This window comes from Micromonospora sp. U21, assembly GCF_018070045.1.
In the GTDB taxonomy this organism is placed as follows: Bacteria; Actinomycetota; Actinomycetes; order Mycobacteriales; family Micromonosporaceae; genus Micromonospora.
Genome location: NZ_JAGPYK010000012.1, coordinates 76,586 through 95,150 on the forward strand (window position 1 = coordinate 76,586; position 18,565 = coordinate 95,150).

At 73.4% G+C, this 18,565-nt stretch carries 22 protein-coding genes and 1 riboswitch; of the genes, 11 read left to right on the top strand and 11 right to left on the bottom strand.

The window, feature by feature from the left end; all coding sequences use genetic code 11:
• The first annotated feature begins 6 nt into the window (after positions 1–6).
• The 5 genes from recO to KBX63_RS17765 all read left to right on the top strand — a co-directional run bounded on the left by recO (position 7) and on the right by KBX63_RS17765 (position 3,097).
• Positions 7–882: a DNA repair protein RecO gene (gene recO, locus KBX63_RS17745; RefSeq protein WP_210912341.1), complete on the top strand. Its 876-nt coding sequence runs from the start codon at positions 7–9 to the stop codon at positions 880–882.
• 8 nt (positions 883–890) lie between these two features.
• Positions 891–1,691 (top strand): isoprenyl transferase, encoded by an 801-nt coding sequence (locus tag KBX63_RS17750; protein WP_210912432.1) that lies wholly within the window; start codon positions 891–893, stop codon positions 1,689–1,691.
• A gap of 69 nt (positions 1,692–1,760) precedes the next feature.
• Positions 1,761–1,946, top strand: coding sequence for a hypothetical protein (locus KBX63_RS17755; protein ID WP_210912342.1), 186 nt, complete (start codon positions 1,761–1,763; stop codon positions 1,944–1,946).
• Between the two features lie 165 nt (positions 1,947–2,111).
• Positions 2,112–2,339 carry a thioredoxin reductase gene (locus KBX63_RS17760; RefSeq protein ID WP_247662576.1) on the top strand — a complete coding sequence of 76 codons (228 nt, stop codon included), beginning with the start codon at positions 2,112–2,114 and terminating at the stop codon, positions 2,337–2,339.
• The gene (locus tag KBX63_RS17765) at positions 2,333–3,097 is read left to right on the top strand and encodes a pirin-like bicupin family protein (protein ID WP_247662577.1); all 765 of its coding nucleotides are present in this window, start codon (positions 2,333–2,335) and stop codon (positions 3,095–3,097) included. The genes KBX63_RS17760 and KBX63_RS17765 overlap by 7 nt, the downstream gene beginning before the upstream one ends.
• 42 nt (positions 3,098–3,139) lie before the next feature.
• On the opposite strand, the gene gndA is transcribed toward KBX63_RS17765, so the two are convergent.
• On the bottom strand, positions 3,140–4,582 hold the full coding sequence (gndA, locus tag KBX63_RS17770; RefSeq protein ID WP_210912343.1) for an NADP-dependent phosphogluconate dehydrogenase: 1,443 nt from the start codon (positions 4,580–4,582) through the stop codon (positions 3,140–3,142).
• Positions 4,583–5,089: 507 nt separating this feature from the next.
• On the opposite strand from gndA, the gene KBX63_RS17775 reads away from it, so the two are divergent.
• Complete coding sequence (locus KBX63_RS17775) at positions 5,090–5,515, top strand: hypothetical protein (protein ID WP_210912344.1); 426 nt, start codon at positions 5,090–5,092, stop codon at positions 5,513–5,515.
• Positions 5,516–5,702: 187 nt separating this feature from the next.
• Here KBX63_RS17775 and KBX63_RS17780 read toward each other — a convergent pair whose 3' ends face one another.
• The 3 genes from KBX63_RS17780 to KBX63_RS17790 form a co-directional block, all read right to left on the bottom strand.
• Positions 5,703–6,503 carry an energy-coupling factor transporter transmembrane protein EcfT gene (locus KBX63_RS17780; RefSeq protein ID WP_210912345.1) on the bottom strand — a complete coding sequence of 267 codons (801 nt, stop codon included), beginning with the start codon at positions 6,501–6,503 and terminating at the stop codon, positions 5,703–5,705.
• Positions 6,504–6,522: 19 nt separating this feature from the next.
• Positions 6,523–7,938, bottom strand: a complete 1,416-nt coding sequence (locus KBX63_RS17785) for an ABC transporter ATP-binding protein (protein ID WP_210912346.1) — start codon at positions 7,936–7,938, stop codon at positions 6,523–6,525.
• Between the two features lie 109 nt (positions 7,939–8,047).
• A complete protein-coding gene (locus KBX63_RS17790; protein WP_210912347.1) occupies positions 8,048–8,638 on the bottom strand; it encodes an ECF transporter S component in 591 nt (196 codons plus the stop codon).
• Positions 8,639–8,714: 76 nt separating this feature from the next.
• Positions 8,715–8,819, bottom strand: a riboswitch (TPP riboswitch).
• 106 nt (positions 8,820–8,925) lie between these two features.
• Here KBX63_RS17790 and KBX63_RS17795 point away from each other — a divergent pair.
• The 5 genes from KBX63_RS17795 to KBX63_RS17815 all read left to right on the top strand — a co-directional run bounded on the left by KBX63_RS17795 (position 8,926) and on the right by KBX63_RS17815 (position 14,100).
• Positions 8,926–9,756 (top strand): alpha/beta fold hydrolase, encoded by an 831-nt coding sequence (locus KBX63_RS17795; RefSeq protein WP_210912348.1) that lies wholly within the window; start codon positions 8,926–8,928, stop codon positions 9,754–9,756.
• A gap of 23 nt (positions 9,757–9,779) precedes the next feature.
• Complete coding sequence (locus KBX63_RS17800) at positions 9,780–10,586, top strand: AAC(3) family N-acetyltransferase (RefSeq protein ID WP_307871748.1); 807 nt, start codon at positions 9,780–9,782, stop codon at positions 10,584–10,586.
• Complete coding sequence (locus KBX63_RS17805) at positions 10,583–11,332, top strand: sugar isomerase domain-containing protein (protein WP_210912349.1); 750 nt, start codon at positions 10,583–10,585, stop codon at positions 11,330–11,332. The genes KBX63_RS17800 and KBX63_RS17805 overlap by 4 nt, the downstream gene beginning before the upstream one ends.
• Positions 11,333–11,468: 136 nt before the next feature.
• Positions 11,469–11,969 (top strand): DUF6328 family protein, encoded by a 501-nt coding sequence (locus KBX63_RS17810; RefSeq protein WP_210912350.1) that lies wholly within the window; start codon positions 11,469–11,471, stop codon positions 11,967–11,969.
• Between the two features lie 124 nt (positions 11,970–12,093).
• A complete protein-coding gene (locus tag KBX63_RS17815) occupies positions 12,094–14,100 on the top strand; it encodes an acyl-CoA dehydrogenase family protein (RefSeq protein WP_210912351.1) in 2,007 nt (668 codons plus the stop codon).
• Positions 14,101–14,134: 34 nt separating this feature from the next.
• On the opposite strand, the gene KBX63_RS17820 is transcribed toward KBX63_RS17815, so the two are convergent.
• The 7 genes from KBX63_RS17820 to KBX63_RS17850 form a co-directional block, all read right to left on the bottom strand.
• A complete protein-coding gene (locus tag KBX63_RS17820) occupies positions 14,135–14,302 on the bottom strand; it encodes a hypothetical protein (protein WP_167517539.1) in 168 nt (55 codons plus the stop codon).
• Positions 14,303–14,324: 22 nt separating this feature from the next.
• Positions 14,325–14,933, bottom strand: coding sequence for a hypothetical protein (locus KBX63_RS17825; protein WP_210912352.1), 609 nt, complete (start codon positions 14,931–14,933; stop codon positions 14,325–14,327).
• Positions 14,934–15,200: 267 nt separating this feature from the next.
• Entirely contained in the window at positions 15,201–15,599 is a 399-nt protein-coding gene (locus tag KBX63_RS17830) for a Fur family transcriptional regulator (RefSeq protein WP_210912353.1), read from the bottom strand.
• Entirely contained in the window at positions 15,599–15,895 is a 297-nt protein-coding gene (locus KBX63_RS17835; RefSeq protein ID WP_074313577.1) for a metalloregulator ArsR/SmtB family transcription factor, read from the bottom strand. Before KBX63_RS17835 ends, KBX63_RS17830 begins: the two co-directional genes overlap by 1 nt.
• 43 nt (positions 15,896–15,938) lie before the next feature.
• A complete protein-coding gene (locus tag KBX63_RS17840; RefSeq protein WP_210912354.1) occupies positions 15,939–16,805 on the bottom strand; it encodes a metal ABC transporter permease in 867 nt (288 codons plus the stop codon).
• A gap of 2 nt (positions 16,806–16,807) precedes the next feature.
• Positions 16,808–17,569 carry a metal ABC transporter ATP-binding protein gene (locus KBX63_RS17845; protein WP_210912355.1) on the bottom strand — a complete coding sequence of 254 codons (762 nt, stop codon included), beginning with the start codon at positions 17,567–17,569 and terminating at the stop codon, positions 16,808–16,810.
• The gene (locus tag KBX63_RS17850) at positions 17,566–18,519 is read right to left on the bottom strand and encodes a metal ABC transporter substrate-binding protein (RefSeq protein WP_210912356.1); all 954 of its coding nucleotides are present in this window, start codon (positions 18,517–18,519) and stop codon (positions 17,566–17,568) included. The genes KBX63_RS17845 and KBX63_RS17850 overlap by 4 nt, the downstream gene beginning before the upstream one ends.
• Between the last annotated feature and the right edge of the window lie 46 nt (positions 18,520–18,565).

Below are 18,565 nucleotides of genomic sequence, written 5' to 3' on the forward strand. Positions count from 1 at the left end.
GGTCCGATGGCCGGGTACCGCCGACAGCTCTACCGCGACGACGCGGTGGTGCTGCGCGTGCAGAAGCTCGGCGAGTCCGACCGGATCATCACCCTGCTGACGCGCCGGCACGGCCGGCTGCGCGCGGTGGCCCGGGGGATCCGTCGCACCACCAGCAAGTTCGGTGCCCGGCTGGAGCCGTTCGGCCACGTCGATCTCCAGCTCGCCGGCGACCCGAAGGGCAACCTGGGCAGCTCGCTGCACACCGTCAGCCAGGTCGAGGGCATCGACCTGTACGGCAAGCGGTTCCTCGGGGACTATCCCCGCTACACGGCGGCCAGCGCGATCGCCGAGACCGCCGAGCGGCTGACCCCGGTGGAGCGGGAGCCGTCGCTGCGGCTTTTCCAGCTCACCGTGGGGGCGCTGAAGGCGCTGTCCCGGGGCGAGCACGCCACCACCCTGGTGCTCGACGCGTACCTGCTGCGCGGGATGGCCCTCGCGGGCTGGGCGCCGGCGCTGATCGCGTGCGCGGTCTGCGGCACACCGGGGCGGCACCGGGCGTTCTCCGTGCCGGCCGGCGGCGCGGTCTGTCCCGATTGCCGGCCGCCCGGCGCCGCCCATCCCGCGCCGGCCACCATCGATCTGATGTCCGCGCTGACCACCGGCGACTGGGTGATCGCCGACGCCACCGAGACCGGCGTACGCCGGGAGTGCAGTGGCCTGGTGGCGGCTCACCTGCAGTGGCACCTGGAACGCGCGCTACGCTCGCTGCCGCTGGTCGACCGGGGCTCCTCGGCGGCCGGCACGGTCCCGCCGCCGGGCGGCGCCGGGGCCGCGATGCTCCGGCCGCACGGCGACGTGGAGGCCGGGGCGGACGGTGCGAGCAGGGAGAGAGCCGAGTGATCCGATCGATGAGGGCCAGCCGGCGTGAGCCGGTGCCGCCGACACCGCACCCGTCGGGCGCCCGGCCGCCGGCGCTGCCCGCCGAGGCGGTGCCGAAGCACGTCGCCGTGGTGATGGACGGCAACGGCCGGTGGGCCAAGGATCGCGGGCTGCCCCGCACCAAGGGTCACGAGGCGGGGGAGCACAGCCTCTTCGACACCATCGAGGGCGCCATCGAGATGGGCGTCCCCTACCTGTCGGCGTACGCGTTCTCCACCGAGAACTGGCGGCGCTCGCCCGACGAGGTCCGGTTCCTGATGGGGTTCAACCGGGACGTCATCCGCCGCCGCCGCGACCAGCTGGTCGATCTCGGCGTCCGGGTGGTCTGGTCGGGCCGGCCCGGGCGGTTGTGGAAGAGCGTCATCTCCGAGTTGCAGACCGCCGAGGAGATGTCCCGCGGCAACTCGACGCTGACCCTGCAGTTCTGCGTCAACTACGGCGGGCAGGCGGAGATCGGCGACGCCGCCGCCGCGATCGCCCGCGACGTGGCGGCCGGCCGGCTGGATCCGGCGAAGGTCACCGAGAAGACCGTGGCGAAATATCTCTACCACCCGGAGATCCCGGAGGTGGACCTGTTCCTGCGCCCCTCCGGCGAGGAGCGCATCTCCAACTTCCTGCTCTGGCAGACCGCGTACGCCGAGCTGGTCTTCCTGGACACGCTCTGGCCGGATTTCGACCGCCGTCACCTCTGGTACGCGTGCGAGCTGTACGCCCAGCGCGACCGGCGGTTCGGCGGCGCGCTGCCCAACCCGGTCGCCCCGGTGGGCTGAGCCGAGGCTTACCGGCACGTCACGCTGGGTATCACCCCTGTCAGGAGCCACTGACGGAGGTGAACCCACATGATCCAGAAGCGCATCGCACAGTGGGCGGTGATGGCGATCGCGGTACCACTGGCCGCGGCCGGCGCCCGCCGGCTCAGCCACACCCTGGAGGCCCGGCGTGGTCCCTCCGGGATGAGCCGACTGCTGACCAAGGGCGCGGACTTCATGCGTCCCCAGAAGGCCAAGCGCCGCCGGTTCTGGTAACCCGCGACGCCAGGCGCCGTCCCTCATCTCCCGGGGGGCGGCGCCTCTCCATGCCCACGACGGGGGCGCGGGTCAGTGGCTGCGGGTGCGGTGATTTCCCAGGCTGTGGGGGATGGGGGCGGGTAGGGTCCGAAAGGGGTGGGACCGTGTCGGTCGGAGGTGGACATGCGGGATCTCCGGTACAAGATGATCATGGCGTTGAACGCGGCCGATCTGGGTAACCCGATCTGCGAGCAGGTGGCCGAGATCTGCGCGGAGATCGCCGAGCAGCACTGCGCCGAGTTCGGCCACACGCCGCAGCTGCGCTCCGGCGAGATCGCCGAGCTGGCCACCGGGGACCCGGCCCTGACCTGGGCGCCGTCGCCCGCCGACACCGGGCAGCGCGCATGGTGACCGCGCCCGCCCCATCGGTCGACGTGCGCCGGGCCGAGGACCGCTTCGCCACCCGGATCTCCTGGCTGGACTCCAAGCACTCCTTCTCGTTCTCCCGGCACTACGACCCGGCCAACACCCACCACGGCCTGCTGCTCGTCAACAACGACGACGTGGTCCGCCCGGGTGCCGGTTTCGAGACCCACCCGCACCAGGACATGGAAATCGTCACCTGGGTGCTGCGCGGGTCCCTCGTGCACCAGGACTCCACCGGGCACTCCGGGGTGATCTACCCGGGGCTGGCTCAGCGGATGAGCGCCGGCACCGGCATCCTGCACTCGGAGAAGAACGACGCCTGGCGGCTCAACAACCAGGAGCCGCACAGCGACCCCGTGCACTTCGTGCAGATGTGGGTGCTCCCCGACGAGCAGGGCGTCGACCCCGGCTACGAGCAGCTGGAGATCGAGGACGAGCTGCTGCGCGGCGGCCTCGTGCCGATCGCCTCCGGTATGGACCGCTACGACGGCGCCTCCGCGATCCGGATCCGCAACCGGTACGCGACCCTGCACGCCGCCCGCCTCGCCCCCGGCGACGAGGTCACCATCCCGGACGCGCCCTTCGTGCACCTGTACGTGCCCAACGGCACGGTGGACCTGGAGGGCAGCGGCCCGCTCGGCACCGGTGACGCGGCCCGGCTCACCAGGACCGGCGGCCGACGGGTCACCGCCGACGAGCCGGCCGAGATCCTCGTCTGGGAGATGCACGCCACCATCGCCTGACCCCCGCACCGGGCGACGCGGAGAGGGCCAGGCGACGTGCCGTCAGGCCGGGGACTCGGTGCGGTCTGCCGCCCACGTGGTGTGGAACGAGCCCTCGCGATCGACACGCTGATAGGTGTGCGCGCCGAAGTTGTCCCGCAGGCCCTGGATCAGCGCGGCCGGCAGCCGCTCGGCGCGCAGCGCGTCGAAGTACGCCAGCGACGACGAGAACGCCGGCGTCGGCACCCCGGCCCGGGCCGCGTCGGCCACCACCCGCCGCCAGCTCGGCACGCCGGCGCCGACCGCCTCGGCGAAGTACGGCGCCACCAGCAGCGTGGACAGCTCGGGCTGCTCGTCGTACGCCTCGCGGATCCGGTCCAGGAAGCGGGCCCGGATGATGCAGCCACCCCGCCAGATGGTCGCCGTGCCACCGAGGTCGATGTCCCAGTCGTACTCCTGGCTGCCGGCGCGGACGTGGTCGAAGCCCTGCGCGTACGCGACGATCTTCGAGGCGAGCAGCGCCCGGCGGACGTCCTCGACGAACGCCTCCCGATCGGCGACCTGCCACTTCTCACCGGCGTCCGGGAACGCCCGGCGGGTCGCCTCCCGCTGGTCGACGTGCCCGGAGAGCGAGCGGGCGAAGGTCGCCTCGGCGATCCCGGTGATCGGTACGCCCAGATCGAGCGCGCTCTGCACCGTCCACCGCCCGGTGCCCTTCTGCTCGGCCCGGTCCAGCACCACGTCGACGAAGGGCCGGCCGGTGGCCGCGTCGTGGTGGGCCAGCACGTCGGCGGTGATCTCGATGAGGAAGGACTCCAGCTCGCCGCCGTTCCACCCCCGGAAGATCTCCGCGATCTCCGCCGGATCCGCGTCCAGGCCGGCGCGGAGCAGGTCGTACGCCTCGGCGATGAGCTGCATGTCGGCGTACTCGATGCCGTTGTGCACCATCTTGACGAAGTGCCCGGCGCCGTCCGGCCCGATGTGTCGGCAGCACGGCACCCCGTCCACGTGGGCGGAGATCTTCTCGAACATCGGCCCGAGCTTGGCGTACGACTCGGTCGAACCGCCCGGCATGATGCTCGGCCCGAGCAGCGCGCCCTCCTCGCCGCCCGAGACGCCGGTGCCCACGAAGTGCAGCCCGGCCCCCCGCAACGCCTCCTCGCGGCGGCGGGTGTCGGCGAAGTGGGCGTTGCCGCAGTCGACGATGATGTCCCCCTCCTCCAGCAGCCGCACCAGCTCGTCGATCACCGCGTCGGTGGGCGCACCCGCCTTGACCATCACGATCACCGCACGGGGCCGTTCCAGCGACGCCACGAAGTCGGCCATCGTCTCGCCGGGCACGAACGTGCCCTCGTCGCCGTGCTCGGCGATCAGGCTGCGGGTGCGCTCGGGCGAACGGTTGTGCACCGCCACGGTGAAGCCGTTGCGAGCCAGGTTGCGGGCCAGGTTGCGGCCCATCACCGCCAGCCCGGTCACGCCGATCTGCGCCGTCGCCTGCTCAGCCATCCGTGCCGCCACCTCTCACCGTCGTAGTGCCGTGCTGCGACCGTATCGCGGTGCGCGGCGGAGTGGGCCGCCTCGTCGACAGCCGGTCACCGACCGGTGGCGCTCAGCCCTGGGCCAGCCGATCCTCCACACGCGTCACCTTCGCGGTGAGCGCGGCGACCAGGTCACCGACGGACTCACCGACACCGAGCGGGGTAATCGAGAACGCGATGAGCGTGCCGCCGATGCTGCCAGGAAAACCGGATGCGCCGGTGCCCGCCCACCGGATAGCGTGCGGGCATGCGTAACTGACGCCCCACTTCCGAGCCGGCCCGCCGCCCCGCGCCGCGGTCCGTGCGCTCCCGGGCGTCCCGCATCCCCACCCGCCGTTCGGCGGTGCTGGCCCTGCCCGACCCCGGTGAGCAGTCCTTTCCCCCTCGACTGTCGCGCTGCGACGGTCACCAGCCGAGCCGACCGACCGCCGGAACGCGGGAACGGCCGTGACGGTCGGCACCGAAGGAGGCACGGATGCCCGCCAGACGCAATCGGAAGAAGTCCCGTACCAAGGCACCCACGTCCGCCGGCACAGACCCGACGGCCGGCCGTGACGCGCTCCTACCAACCCGCCCCGACGTGGACCTCGCGGTCGAACCGGCGCTCCTGGTCGAGCCGGCGCTTCCGGCGGCACTGGGTGAGCCGGAAGTGCTGGTCGAGCAGGCTCTGCCGGCGGTGCTGAATCAGCCGGCTCTGCCGGCGGTGGTGCCGGGTGAGCTGTTGCCACCGGTCGACGTGCCGGCAGCGGTGGACGCGCCGGTGGTGGCAGACCTGCCGAAGGTGGCCGGGCGACCGAAGGCACCGACGGCCGGACCGCCGCAGGGTGGCGGGACGCGCTCGGCCGGCGGGCGTGGTCAACCAGCCGGCCAGAGCCGCCGCTACGCCTTCCGCCGCAGCTGATCGACACGCACCCACCCGGCGCGCTGTCCCGGCGTCGCGGGCGGTGAGGCAGCAGCAACATCAGGGATGGTGCTGTCTCACCGCCCCGCGAAGCAGCACCATCCCTGATGTTGCGCAGATCAGGCCGGCGCAGCGGCGGGGCGGGGCGCGGAGCGACGCCGGTCGGCACGCTGCGAAGAGAAGCGACTCAGCCGAGCAGGGGGCGGAAGGTGCCGAGCAGGATGCTGATGGTGAGGGCGCTGCCCGCCAGCGCGGCGGCGACGGCGATGAGCACGGCGTCGGCGCGGGTGAAGGGTTGACGGCGGGCCACGGTGCGGGGGGTACCGGCGTCGAAGCCACGGGCATCCATCGCCACGGCCAGCCGCGTGCCCCGGCGAATCGCCCCGACCAGCAGCGCGAACGCGGTCGAGGCGAACAGCCGCAGCTTGGCCGCCGGGTCACGTCCGGCGTCGACGCCCCGCGCCCGCCGGGCCATGCTGATCATCTGCCACTCCTGACCGAGCAGCGGCACCAGCCGGAACGCGGCCAGTGCCCCGATCGCGAACCGGGCCGGCGCCTTCGCGTTCTGGATCAGCGCGTCGGCCAGGTCGGTGGGGTCGGTGGTGGCGAAGACGATCACGCCGGGCAGGGCGACCGCGAGCACCCGCAGGATCAGGCCGAGCGCGGTGAGCAGCACTCCGCTGGTCACCAGCACCGGTCCCGCGTCCAGCAGGACCCGGCCGGACCGGTCGGCGGCGAAGAGCACCAGGGTGACCAGGATGCCGACGGCGCTGACCAGCAGCGGCCAGGCCCGCCGCGCCAGCACCCGGTAGCGGATGCCGAACAGCGGCAGCACGGCGAGTTCGACCGCGATGGCGATCGCCGGGGCCACCGGGTCCAGGGTGGCCAGCAGGGTGAACGAGAAGACCAGCGCGGCGACCACCTTCGCCACCGGGTTGCGGCGGGCCAGCGGCGCACCGGGCGCGGCGACGGGCTCGATGCTGATCATCGGCTGCCGCCCCGGCCGGTCACGATCGCTCCAGCGTGACGGTGCGGTCGGCGAGCGCGGCGACGAAGTCCGGGTCGTGGGTCACGGTGACGACGCCGTGCCCGGCGTCGCGTAGGTCGGCGAAGAGGTCGACCAGCTCCCGCCAGGTCCGCCGGTCCTGGCCGAAGGTGGGTTCGTCGCAGATCAGCAGGCGGGGCGCGGTGGCCAGGGCGGTCGCCACGCTCAGCCGTCGGGCCTCCCCACCGGAGAGGGTGTACGGGTTGGCGGCGGCGAGCCGCGCCAGCCGCAGCCGGTCCAGCAACCCCGCAACGGTCGCCTTGACGGCCGCCTCGGGCTGGCCGGTCCGGCGCGGGCCGAGCGCCAGCTCGTCGAAGACGGTGCTGGTCACGAACTGGTGCTCCGGGTCCTGGAAGACCGACCCGATCCGCCGGGCCAGCGCGGGTGCCCGCCACCGGTGCGGGGGAGTGTGCTGGTCCGGCCCGGCCAGCTCGCCGGACGCGGAGACCCGTCCGGCGCCCGGCCGCAGCAGCCCGCCGAGCAGCAGCGCCAGGGTGGACTTGCCGGCTCCGTTGGGCCCACGCACGGCGAGCGCTTCGCCTGAGCGTACCGCCAGGTCGACGGGGCCCAGCCGGGGCGGCAGGCCGAGCCGGTCGGCGGTGAGCAGCAGCTCGCCGGGGGCGGCGGTCGCCAGCCGGGTGGCGATGGGGTGACCCGGCACCCAGACGCCCTCGGCGGCGAGGGCGGCACCGTGCGCGCCGAAGACCGTCTCGGGCGGGCCGTCCGCGCGGACCCCGCCGCCGGGCTCCAGGACGACCACCCGGTCGACCAGCGGGAGCGCCTCGGCGACCCGGTGCTCGACCAGGATCAGCGTGGTGTCGGCGTCCAACGCGCCGGCCACCGCCCGCCGGACGAGGTCGGCCCCGGCCGGGTCGAGGTTGGCGGTCGGTTCGTCGAGCAGCAGCAGGCCGGGGCGCAGGGCCAGCGCGCCGGCGAGGGCGAGGCGTTGCTGCTCGCCGCCGGATAGCGCGGCGGTGGGCCGGTCCCGGTCGTACGGGAAGCCGACCCGGCGCAGCGCCTCGTCCACCCGGGGCCAGATCTCGCTCGCCGGCACCCCCCGGTTCTCCAGCCCGAACGCGACGTCGTCGCCGCTGCGGGCCATCACCAGCTGGGTCTCCGGGTCCTGGAAGACGATGCCGACCCGTTCCCGACCCTTGCGCGGGTCGAGCCCGTCGATCTCGACGGTGCCCTCCTGCTCGCCGGAGTCCTCGGGCAGCAGCCCGGCCAGCGCGCTGAGCAGCGTGCTCTTGCCGGCCCCCGACGGCCCGAGCAACAACACCCGCTCCCCAGCCTCGACCCGCAGGTCCACCCCGCGCACGGCCCACGCCCGACGCCCGGCGTGCCGCCACCCGAACCCCCGCAGCTGCACCCCGCTCATCGCACCCCCCAGCCCCGTCGCCGGCTCCACCCTGCCCCGTCGATCATGAGGTTGGCGGCGCTTCCGGAGATCCACCCGACCACCAGCCTCATGACCGACACGGGTGGGGTCAGATGGCGGCGCGGTCGCGGGCGACCGGGAAGCGGTCGAGGACGCCGGTGTTGGCCAGGGCGCGGGTGAGGACCCAGCCGCCCGCGCCGGCGACCACCGTGGCGCTGACGATGGTGAGCAACGCGTACGGGATGCGGTAATCGGCCAGCTCGTAGTCGGCGTTCCAGACGAAGAAGTCGAACAGCGCGGCGCTGAGCCCGGTCAGCGCGCCGGCCAGCACCGCGGTCGGCAGCCGGAACGACCGGTACCGGAAGGCGGCGAAGGCCAGCTCGGCGCCGAGACCCTGCACGATCCCCTGCGGGATCACCGTGCCCGCCCACTGGCTGCCCAGCAACGCGGAGAGGACCGCGGCCACCGTCTCGCAGTAGAGCGCGGCACCGGGCTTGCGGATCACGAGGCCGCCGACCACGGCCGGCATCAGCCAGACGCCGTAGATCAGGGTCTGTGCCGGCGGGAAGAAGGCGAACGCCCCCTCGGTGGCGCTCCAGACCAGGCCCCAGGCCCAGAAGATGACGCCGAAGGCGACCGCGATCACCGAGGCGACCACGATGTCGATGGTGCGCCAGCGGTTGGTGTCGCTGTATTTCATGTCGATGCTCCCAGTCCTGACTGCGAACCAGGAGAAGACGCACGCCGCGCGCCCGGTGGCACCGGACGGCGGCGCGGCTGGAGGTCGACCGAACTCCCTGCGCTGGCATTACCCAGATCAGGTTCGAGGGTCTGCGGGCGTGCCCGCACTCTCAGCGCTGTGCGCTCCCCTGTCGGATGTGAAGTTGTCTCGGTGACGCTAGCACCGACCAGGGGTGGCGGCCCAGCAGGGCGTCCGGCCGCCTCAGCGTCCGGTTCAGGCGACGTCGGCTGGGTAGGCTGACGATCATGCGGGTTGACGCACGGGGTCTCACGTTCGACGTACGCGCCGGTGGTCCGCCGGACGGCGCGCCCGTCCTGCTGCTGCACGGCTTCCCCCAGCACTCCGGCGAGTGGGACGAGGTCGCCTCGGCGCTGCACACCGCCGGGCTGCGCACCTACGCGCTGGACCAGCGGGGCTACTCACCCGGCGCCCGGCCGGCGGCGGTCGCGGACTACCGGATCCCCGAACTGGTCGCCGACGCGGTGGCGGTGCTCGACGCGCTCGGGCTGGACGCCGTCCACCTGGTCGGCCACGACTGGGGTGCGATCGTGGCCTGGGCGGTGGCCGCCGGGCACCCCGAGCGGGTCCGTACGTTGACCGCGGTGTCCGTGCCGCACCCGGCGGCCATGGCGCACGCGCTCGCCACCGACGGCCAGCAGAAGGCCCGCTCGTCGTACATCGCGCTGTTCCGCAAGCCGGACAAGGCGGAGAAGGTGCTGCTGGCGTGGAACGCCACCGCACTGCGCAAGCTGCTCAGCGGGGTGGGCGACGCGTCCCGGGTGGACCACTACGCCGACCCGATGCGCGAGCCGGGGGCGCTCACCGCCGCGCTGAACTGGTATCGGGCGATGTCCCGCGCCGACCTGGCCGGCGTCGGCCCGGTCGCGGTGCCCACCACGTACGTGTGGAGCGACCGGGACATCGCCATCGGCCGGACCGCCGCCGAGGCGTGCGCCGCCAACGTCACCGGGGACTACCGCTTCGTCCAGCTGCCCGGGGTGAGTCACTGGATTCCGGACGCCGCGCCGGGCCCGCTGGCCGAGGCGATCCTGGCCAGAGCCAACGGAACGGCCTGAGCCGTGTCGGTCGGAGGAGCACCGTGACGACGGACGCCGGAGAGCCGAGCACCCGGCGCTCGATCGCCGCGCAGTTGCGCATGCTGGGCGTACGCCCCGGCGGGACGCTGCTGGTGCACGCCGCGCTGCGCCCGCTGGGCTTCGTCTGCGGTGGGCCGCACGCGCTCGTGCTCGCCCTGCGCGACGCGCTCGGCCCGGACGGCACGATCGTGGTGCCCACCCACACCCCCGACAACAGCGACCCCGCGCAGTGGCGCAACCCACCGGTGCCGGCGGACTGGTGGCCGCTGATCCGCGCCGAGATGCCCGGATTCGATCCGGCGGTCACCCCGAGCCGGTTCATGGGCGTGTTCGCCGAGACGGTCCGCTGCTGGCCCGGAGCGCTGCGCAGCTCGCATCCCCACGTCTCGTTCGCCGCCCTCGGCCCGGCCGCCGAACGGGTGGTGGCCGGCCACAGCCGGGCCGACATGCTCGGCGAGGGCTCCCCACTGGCCCGGCTCTACGACCTCGACGCCAGCGTGCTGCTGCTCGGTGTGGACCACGATGTGAACACCTCGCTGCACCTCGCCGAGTACCGCCGTCCGGCGCCGCCCCGTGAGCGGTTGGGCGCGGCGGTGCGCACCGCCGACGGTGGCCGCGAATGGGTGTGGTGGCAGGACGTAGGGCTCGACGAGACCGACTTCGGCGCGCTGGGCCGGGACCTGGAGGCGACCGGAGCGGTCCGTACCGGACGGGTCGGCACCGGGATCGGGAGGTTGATGCGCCAGCGGGCGGCGGTCGACTTCGCACAGCAATGGCTGGCCCGCAACCGGACGACGGAGGACGCATGACGGTGAGTGCCGAGGACTACCTGGCCGTGGTGACCGAGACGATCGGCCAGGTGGCCGAGAGCCAGCGGGCGGCGGTGGGGCGGGCCGCCGACCTGATCGCCGACGCGGTGCGCGCGGACGGGGTGGTGCACGCCTTCGGCACCGGGCACTCGGAGGCCCTCGCCATGGAGATCGCCGGCCGGGCGGGCGGTCTGGTGCCGACCAACCGGATCGCGCTGCGCGACCTGGTGCTGCTCGGCGGCGAACCGGCCGACCAGCTCGGCCCGTTCCTGGAGCGGGACCCGGCGGTGGCGCACCGGCTGTACGAGCTGGCCCCGGTGCGGCCCACCGACGTCTTCGTGCTCGCCTCGAACTCCGGGGTCAACGGCGCGATGGTGGAGTTCGCCACGCTGGTGAAGCAGCGCGGTCACGGGCTGGTGGCGATCACCTCCGCCCAGCACTCCGGCCGGATGACCTCCCGCCACCCGTCGGGGCGCAAGCTGGCGGACCTCGCCGACGTGGTGCTCGACAACGGCGCGCCGTACGGCGACGCGACGCTGCCGCTGCCCGGCGGTGGCGCGGTGGGCGCGGTCTCCTCGATCACGGCGGCGCTGCTGGCCCAGCAGGTCACCGTGGAGGTGGTGGCCAGGCTGCTGGCGGCGGGGGAGCGGCCCCCGGTCTACCTGTCGGCGAACATCCCGGACGGCGACGCGCACAACGCGGCGCTGGAGGCCCGGTACGCGGGTCGCATCCGGCGCGGCTCCTGAGGCCGGTCGGACAAGCTGAATGTCGGGCGGGTGACCGACTGGTGTCGTGAACCTGTTTCGCGCTCGGCCGGGTGGGGCATTGGCGTTGCTGCCGGCGGCCGGGACCGCCGGCAGTACCGTCTCACGGAGGTAGCGCGTGTCGAAGGAGACCGAGAAGCAGCGTTGGCAGCGCAACTTCGCCGATCTGTTGCAGGAGTTGCGGGTCGCGCAGACCGGCGTGCAGATCCTCTTCGCCTTCCTGCTCACCCTGCCGTTCAGCAACGGGTTCACCCGCACCACGCCGTTTCAGAAGGACGTCTACATCGTCGCCCTGCTCGCCGCGGCCGCCGCCACCGCGCTGATCATCTCGCCGGTGGCGTTCCACCGGGCGCTGTTCCGGCAGGGGCGCAAGCCGGAGCTGGTCCGGTTCGCGCACCGGATGGCCAGCGGCGGGCTCGCCTTCATGCTTATCTCGATGGTCAGCGCGGTGCTGCTGATCACCGACTTCGTGCTGGACCGGCCGATCGCGTTCGTGCTCAGCGCGCTGACCGGGCTCTGGTTCCTCACGTTCTGGGTGGCCCTGCCGTTCGCCCGGCGCAGTTGGGGCGAGGACGACGTCGACGACGAGGATGACGACCCGCGGACCCTGTCCACCTGACGCCGCTGCCTGGGAGATCGAACTCGATCTTCACGGACCGCTACCCCTGAGTAACACCCGGGGGTAGCGTGACGGTAGTCGCGCACGTCGACGCAGCCGCACCGAGAGATTCGAGGGGGCAGCCGTGACCACGACGCAGAACGGCCGACCGGCAGCGGACGGCCCCGATCCCGGCACCGCTCCGAGCACCGCCGGCGCCGCCGCACCGTTGCCGGCGGAGGCGGGGCAGGTCTCCGAGAAGGAGGCCCGGCAGGTCGCCGAGGCGGCTCGCGAGTCCGCCTGGGACCGGCCCAGCTTCGGCAAGGAGCTGTTCCTCGGCCGGTTCCGGCTCGACCTGATCGACCCGTGGCCCCGGTCCGACCCGGCCGACATCGCCCGCGCCGACGATTTCCTCGGCGGGCTCCGCACCTTCCTGGCCTCCGAGGTGGACGGTGCGGCCATCGAGCGCGACGCGTCCATTCCGGACGCGGTGTTCCACGGGCTGGCTGACCTCGGCGCGTTCGGCATGAAGATCGACCGCGGGTACGGCGGTCTCGGGCTGAGCAATCTGCACTACTGCCGGGCGCTGATGCTGGCCGGCTCGGTCAGCCCGGCGATCGGCGCGCTGCTCTCGGCGCACCAGTCGATCGGGGTGCCGCAGCCGCTGAAGATGTTCGGCACCGCCGAGCAGAAGCAGCGCTTCCTGCCCCGGCTCGCCGCCGGCGAGGTGTCCGCGTTCCTGCTCACCGAACCGGACGTCGGCTCCGACCCGGCCCGGCTGGCCACCACCGCCGAGCCGACCGAGGACGGCACCGGCTACCGGCTCAACGGCGTGAAGCTCTGGGCCACCAACGGCATCGTCGCCACGCTGCTGGTGGTGATGGCCCGGGTGCCGGCCGCCGAGGGGCGGCGCGGCGGGATCACCGCGTTCGTGGTGGACGGCGACAGCGCGGGCATCACGGTGGAGCGGCGCAACGAGTTCGTCGGCCTGCGCGGCCTGGAAAACAGCCTCACCCGGTTCCACGACGTGTTCGTGCCCGCCGAGAACGTCATCGGCGGCGAGGGCAAGGGGCTCAAGATCGCCCTGACCACGCTGAACACCGGCCGGCTCTCACTGCCGGCGATGTGCGTGGGCGCTGGCAAGTGGGCGCTGAACGTGGCCCGGGAGTGGGCCGCCGACCGGGTCCAGTGGGGTCGGCCGGTCGGCGAGCACGAGGCGGTCGCGCAGAAGCTCGCCTTCATCGCCGCCACCACGTACGGCATGGAGACCATGCTCGACCTCTGCTGTCTGCTCGCCGACGACGACCGCAACGACATCCGGATCGAGGCCGCGCTCGTCAAGCTGTACGCCAGCGAGATGGCCTGGAAGATCGCCGACGAGCTGATCCAGATCCGGGGCGGCCGGGGCTACGAGACGGCCGACTCGCTGGCCGCCCGCGGCGAACGCCCGGCCGCGGTCGAGCAGATGCTGCGCGACCTGCGGATCAACCGGATCTTCGAGGGCTCCACCGAGATCATGCACCTGCTGATCGCCCGGGAGGCGGTCGACGCCCACCTGTCGGTGGCCGGCGACATCATCGACCCGGAGGCGGGGTTGGGTCGCAAGGCCCGGGCCGGCGCCCGAGCCGGGGCCTTCTACGCGAAGTGGCTGCCCACCCTGGCCGTCGGCCGGGGGCAGAGCCCGTCGGCGTACGCCGAGTTCGGGCCGCTGGCCACGCACCTGCGTCAGGTGGAGCGCTCGTCGCGCAAGCTGGCCCGGTCGACGTTCTACGCGATGTCCCGGTGGCAGGGAAAGATGGAGCGCAAGCAGGCGTTCCTCGGCCGGGTGGTGGACATCGGCGCGGAGCTGTTCGCGATGTCCGCGGTCTGTGTCCGGGCGTCCGCCGAACGGGACAGCCGGCCGGAGAACGTCGAGCTGGCCGACCTGTTCTGCCGGCAGGCCCGGGTCCGGGTGGACGCGCTGTTCGCCGCCCTGTGGGACAACACCGACTCGGTCGACACCGCCGCCGCGAAGCGGATCCTCGCCGGCCGCTACGCGGCCCTGGAGGAGGGCGTCATCACCCCGTCCGACGAGCTGCCCTGGGTGGCCCGCTGGTCGCCCGGTCCGTCCACCGCCGACGACGTCCGCCGCCGGATCCCGCCGAAGCCGTGACCGGTGCCGCCCGGCGCGTCGCCGTGCCGGGCGGTCAGCGGGCGACCGCCCAGGCCAGCACCGCCGCCAGGATCAGGCCGTTGAGCACCGCCAGGCCCAGGTACGCCGCGGGCGGGATCTTCCTGCCCCGTCGGACGAAGGAGACCAGGACCGCGGCGTAGCCGAGCAGCAGGACGGCGATGACGACCAGGAAGTAGAACACGCCGACGACCTTAGCGGGCCGCTCAGCGGCTCCGCCCGCGCAGGCCGAGCTGCCGCAGCTCCAGCGCGGCCAGGGCGTCGACGGTGTCGTCGTCGCCGCGCCGCCACGCCTCGGCCACGTCCGGCGCGATCCGGGTCAGCCGGCCCAGTGGCTGGGTGGCCAGCGCGCGCAGCGCGAGCAGGTCCCGGCCGGCCGGCCCGGCGGCGAGCTTCGCGGCTGATCCGGCCCGGCGCATCCAACGGACCCGCAGGGGCAGCCATCCGAACAGCACCAGACCGAGCGGGAAGATCAGCACTGCGATGGCGAGGGCGAGGGCGAGCTGGTCGACCAGGTGCTGCTGGTCGCGGCCGGCGTCGGCGAGCGACCGGGCGGCGTCGGCGGCCCGCTGGAAGGGCGCGGTCAGCTCGTCGCCGACCAGCGGCACCCGGCCGACCTTGCTGCCGGCGTCGCCCAGGCTGTCGGCGAGCCCGCTGCCGGCGCCCTCCAGCTTCTGCCCGGGTACGGCGAGCTTCTGCACCAGGTCGTGCAGCCAGAGCGCGCCGCGGATCGCGGCGTACACCCAGGCGACGACGAGCAGGTCGGTGAGCAACTGGCGGGCGGCGGTCGGAAAGCGATCGGCGTAGATCTTCACGCCGGACAGCGTGCCACGAACGGCCGGGCCCGGCACCTGTCGGATCAGCCGGCGGGACGCCAACACGAGCGGCTCCGCCGCCGGCGCGGGCAGCATTACCCGGCGCCGAGGATGCCCGTGGCCGGGGGGAAAGAGTCGGGAGGGTGCCCGGGGGCGGATCAGGCTACGCGGCCGGAACCGGACCGGACGCGATGGTCGGCGGGGCGAGTCAACTACCCGGGTGCTCGGTTGCGGCGTTCACCTGACGCGTCGTGGTCGCTGCGTACGTCAGCGGGCGCAGGCCGGGCAGGTGCCGAAGATCTCCAGGGTGTGGCTGACGTCGGCGTAGCCGTGCTGGGCGGCGACCCGGTCGGCCCAGCTCTCCACCGCCGGGCCGGCCACCTCGACCGTGCTCCCGCAGGCCCGGCACACCAGGTGGTGGTGGTGCCCCTCGCTGCACCGGCGGTAGAGGTGCTCGCCGCCCGGCGGGCGCATCACGTCGATCTCGCCCGCGTCGGCCAGCCCCTGCAGCGTGCGGTAGACCGTGGTCAGGCCGACCCGCTCACCGCGCTGCCGCAGCATCGCGTGCAGGTCCTGAGCGCTGTGGAAGCCCTCCACCTCGGCGAGCAGCGCGCTCACGGCCGAGCGCTGACGGGTGTTGCGCACCGCGGCGCCATTCTCGCTCATCATCCCTCCCCGGCGTGGCTGACCGCGTCCGCCACGATGTGCGCGACGTGCTCGTCGACCAGGCTGTAGGCGATCTCCCGACCCCGGCGGGAACCCCGAACCACGCCCGCGCCGCGCAGCACCCGCAGGTGCTGGGAGACCAGCGGTTGCGCAGCCCCGAGCTTCTCCACCAGCTCGTGCACGCACCGCTCGCCGCCGGCGAGCTCACTGACGATGGCCAGCCGGATGGGCGCCGACAGGGCGCGGAGCAACTCGCTGGCCCCATCGAACCCCTCGTAGCCCGTTGCGCTGGTCACCCTGCAACGGTAACCAATACCGCCGACATCCCGCTGATCAGGTTCAACCCAGAACGACCTCGTGCGGTTCCGGCGCCGGTGCGGCGGCCGGCGTGGCCCGGCGGCGCAACGCCCGCCAGACCCCGCCCGCCACCGCCACCACCAGGAACGAGGCGATCGCCAGTAGCACCACCGAGGCGCCCGGAGGTGTGTCCGCCGTGGCCGCCACCCACACACCGGAGCCGGCGGCGAAGAACCCGAGCGCCATCGCGGCGGTCATCGTGCTGCGGAAGCCCCGGGTGACCTGCTGGGCGGTGGCCACCGGGACCACCATCAGCGCGCTGATCAGCAGCACCCCGACGGCCCGCATCGCGATGGTCACGGTGATCGCGGTGGTGACCGCGATGAGCAGGTTGAGCGTGCGTACGGGCAGGCCGGAGACCCGGGCGTACTCCTCGTCGTGGCAGACCGCGAAGAGCGCCGGACGCAGCGCGATCATGGTGACGAGGATCGCCGCACCGAGCACCGCGATGGTGATCAGGTCGCCGACCTGGATGGTGGTCAGCGACCCGAACAGGTAGGCGTTGAGGTTGCTGCTGGTCGCGTCGGAGAGCCCGACCAGCAGGACGCCACCGGCGATGCCGCCGTAGAAGAGCAGCGCCAGGGCCAGGTCGCCGGAGGTACGCCCGCGGGCGCGGACCAGCTCGATGGCGATCGCCCCGATGGTGGCCACGATCACCGCCACCAGCACCGGCGAGCGGTTGAGCAGCAGGCCGGCGCCGACGCCGGTCAACGCCACGTGCCCGACGCCGTCGCCGATCAACGCCAGCCGGCGCTGCACCAGGTAGATGCCGAGCGCTGGCGCGGCCAGGCCGATGACCAGCGCGCCGATCAGGGCGCGCTGCATGTAGGGGTACTGGAAGAGTTCCATGCTCAGTTGCTCCACAGCCCGGCGGGCTCGTCGGGACCGTGCGGGTGCACATGGTCGTGGTCGGGCTCCGCGTGATGGCCGGCAGGGTCCGGCACCGCACCGTCGTGGCAGATGCCGCCCTGGTGAACGACGACCGCCCGGCTGATCACCGGTCGCAGCGGGCCCAGCTCGTGGGCCACCAGCAGCACCGTCCCGCCGTCGGCGACGAAGTGACGCAGCGCGCCGGCGAACGCTTCCTGGCTGGCCGCGTCCACCCCCGCGGTGGGCTCGTCGAGGATCAGCAGCTCCGGTTGGCCGGCCAGCGCGCGAGCGATCAGCGTGCGCTGCTGCTGGCCACCGGAGAGGGTGGACACCGGGTCCGCGGCCCGGTCGGCGAGCCCGACCGCGCGCAGTGCGGCGTCGACGGCGGCCCGGTCGGCTCTGCCCGGTGGGCGGAGCACCCCCCGGCGGGCCAGCCGGCCGGAGGCCACCACCTCGCGGACGGTGGCCGGCACGCCGCCGCCGGCGCCCAGGCGCTGCGGGACGTACCCGATGCGCTGCCACTGGCGGAACTGGCGCAACGGCCGGTCGAAGAGGGTGATCGAGCCGGCGCTGAGCGGCACCAGCCCGAGCACGGCCCGGATCAGCGTGGACTTGCCGGAGCCGTTGGCGCCGAGCACCGCGGCCACCTCCCCGGCGGTCACGGTGAGCGAGACGTCCCGGAGCACGGGGCGGCCGTCGTAGCCGACCACCCCGTGCTCGACGGTGATGACGGGTGCGCTCACGAGCAGCTCAACGCCGTCCGCAGGGTCTGCAGGTTGGTACGCATGACCGAAAGGTAGTCCGCGTCGCTGCCGGCGGCGAGCCCTTCGATCGGGTCCAGCACCGCGGTCCGTGCGCCGACCTGACCCGCGATGGTCTCGGCGACCTTCGGGCTGACCAGCGTCTCGAAGAAGATCGTGCTCGCCTGGTGCTCCTTCGCCTCCTCGATCACCTGCGCGAGCCGCTGCGGCGAGGGCTCGACGTCCGGGCTCAGCCCGGTGATGCCGACCTGCTCGAGCCGGTACCGGTCGGCCAGGTAACCGAACGCGGCGTGGCTGGTCACGACCTCCCGCCGCTGGCAGGTCTGCAGACCCTGGTTGAACTCGCCGTCCAGGGCCGTCAGGTCGGCGCGCAGCGCCGCGGAGCGGGCGGTGTAGTCGGCGGCGTGGTCCGGGTCGGCCTTGCCGAGCCGCTCGGCGAGCTGATCGCCGATGGCGGACAGCCGGGTCGGGTCGAGCCAGACGTGCGGATCCTTGCCGCCGTGCTCCTCCTCGGCGTGCTCATCCGCGTCCTCGCCCGCGTGGTTGTGCCCACCGGCGCTCGCGTCCAGCAGCGGCTGCACGCTGGTGACGTCGAACGCCCGGTCAGCACCGTTCTGCGCGACGGCGTCGTCCACCGCCGGCTGGAAGCCCTTCAGGTAGACGATCAGCTCGGCCTCGCTGACCTGGCCGACCTGGCTCGGGGTGAGCTCCAGGTCGTGCGGCTCGGCGCCGGGCTTGGCGAGGTTGGTCACCCGGACCGCGTCGCCACCGATCCGCTCGGCGAGGAACTGGAGTGGGTAGAACGCGGCGACCACGTCGACCCGTTGGGGATCGGCGCCGGCGGCGCCGCCGGTGGAGCAGCCGGCGCCGGCGCCCAGGGCGAGCAGGGCGGTCGCGGCGGCCAGGACACGGGACGTGGTGCGGTTGGTCATGCCCTCAACTGTCCGTGGGAACGACAATGATTGTCAAAAACGCATG

What these genes read in the sequence shown, in the direction of transcription:
- recO (WP_210912341.1), top strand. Translation starts at nt 7, where the DNA reads ATGGCCGGGTACCGCCGACAGCTCTACCGCGACGACGCGGTGGTGCTG.
- KBX63_RS17750 (WP_210912432.1), top strand. Translation starts at nt 891, where the DNA reads ATGAGGGCCAGCCGGCGTGAGCCGGTGCCGCCGACACCGCACCCGTCG.
- KBX63_RS17755 (WP_210912342.1), top strand. Translation starts at nt 1,761, where the DNA reads ATGATCCAGAAGCGCATCGCACAGTGGGCGGTGATGGCGATCGCGGTA.
- KBX63_RS17760 (WP_247662576.1), top strand. Translation starts at nt 2,112, where the DNA reads ATGCGGGATCTCCGGTACAAGATGATCATGGCGTTGAACGCGGCCGAT.
- KBX63_RS17765 (WP_247662577.1), top strand. Translation starts at nt 2,333, where the DNA reads ATGGTGACCGCGCCCGCCCCATCGGTCGACGTGCGCCGGGCCGAGGAC.
- gndA (WP_210912343.1), bottom strand. Translation starts at nt 4,582, where the DNA reads ATGGCTGAGCAGGCGACGGCGCAGATCGGCGTGACCGGGCTGGCGGTG.
- KBX63_RS17775 (WP_210912344.1), top strand. Translation starts at nt 5,090, where the DNA reads ATGCCCGCCAGACGCAATCGGAAGAAGTCCCGTACCAAGGCACCCACG.
- KBX63_RS17780 (WP_210912345.1), bottom strand. Translation starts at nt 6,503, where the DNA reads ATGATCAGCATCGAGCCCGTCGCCGCGCCCGGTGCGCCGCTGGCCCGC.
- KBX63_RS17785 (WP_210912346.1), bottom strand. Translation starts at nt 7,938, where the DNA reads ATGAGCGGGGTGCAGCTGCGGGGGTTCGGGTGGCGGCACGCCGGGCGT.
- KBX63_RS17790 (WP_210912347.1), bottom strand. Translation starts at nt 8,638, where the DNA reads ATGAAATACAGCGACACCAACCGCTGGCGCACCATCGACATCGTGGTC.
- KBX63_RS17795 (WP_210912348.1), top strand. Translation starts at nt 8,926, where the DNA reads ATGCGGGTTGACGCACGGGGTCTCACGTTCGACGTACGCGCCGGTGGT.
- KBX63_RS17805 (WP_210912349.1), top strand. Translation starts at nt 10,583, where the DNA reads ATGACGGTGAGTGCCGAGGACTACCTGGCCGTGGTGACCGAGACGATC.
- KBX63_RS17830 (WP_210912353.1), bottom strand. Translation starts at nt 15,599, where the DNA reads ATGAGCGAGAATGGCGCCGCGGTGCGCAACACCCGTCAGCGCTCGGCC.
- KBX63_RS17840 (WP_210912354.1), bottom strand. Translation starts at nt 16,805, where the DNA reads ATGGAACTCTTCCAGTACCCCTACATGCAGCGCGCCCTGATCGGCGCG.
- KBX63_RS17850 (WP_210912356.1), bottom strand. Translation starts at nt 18,519, where the DNA reads ATGACCAACCGCACCACGTCCCGTGTCCTGGCCGCCGCGACCGCCCTG.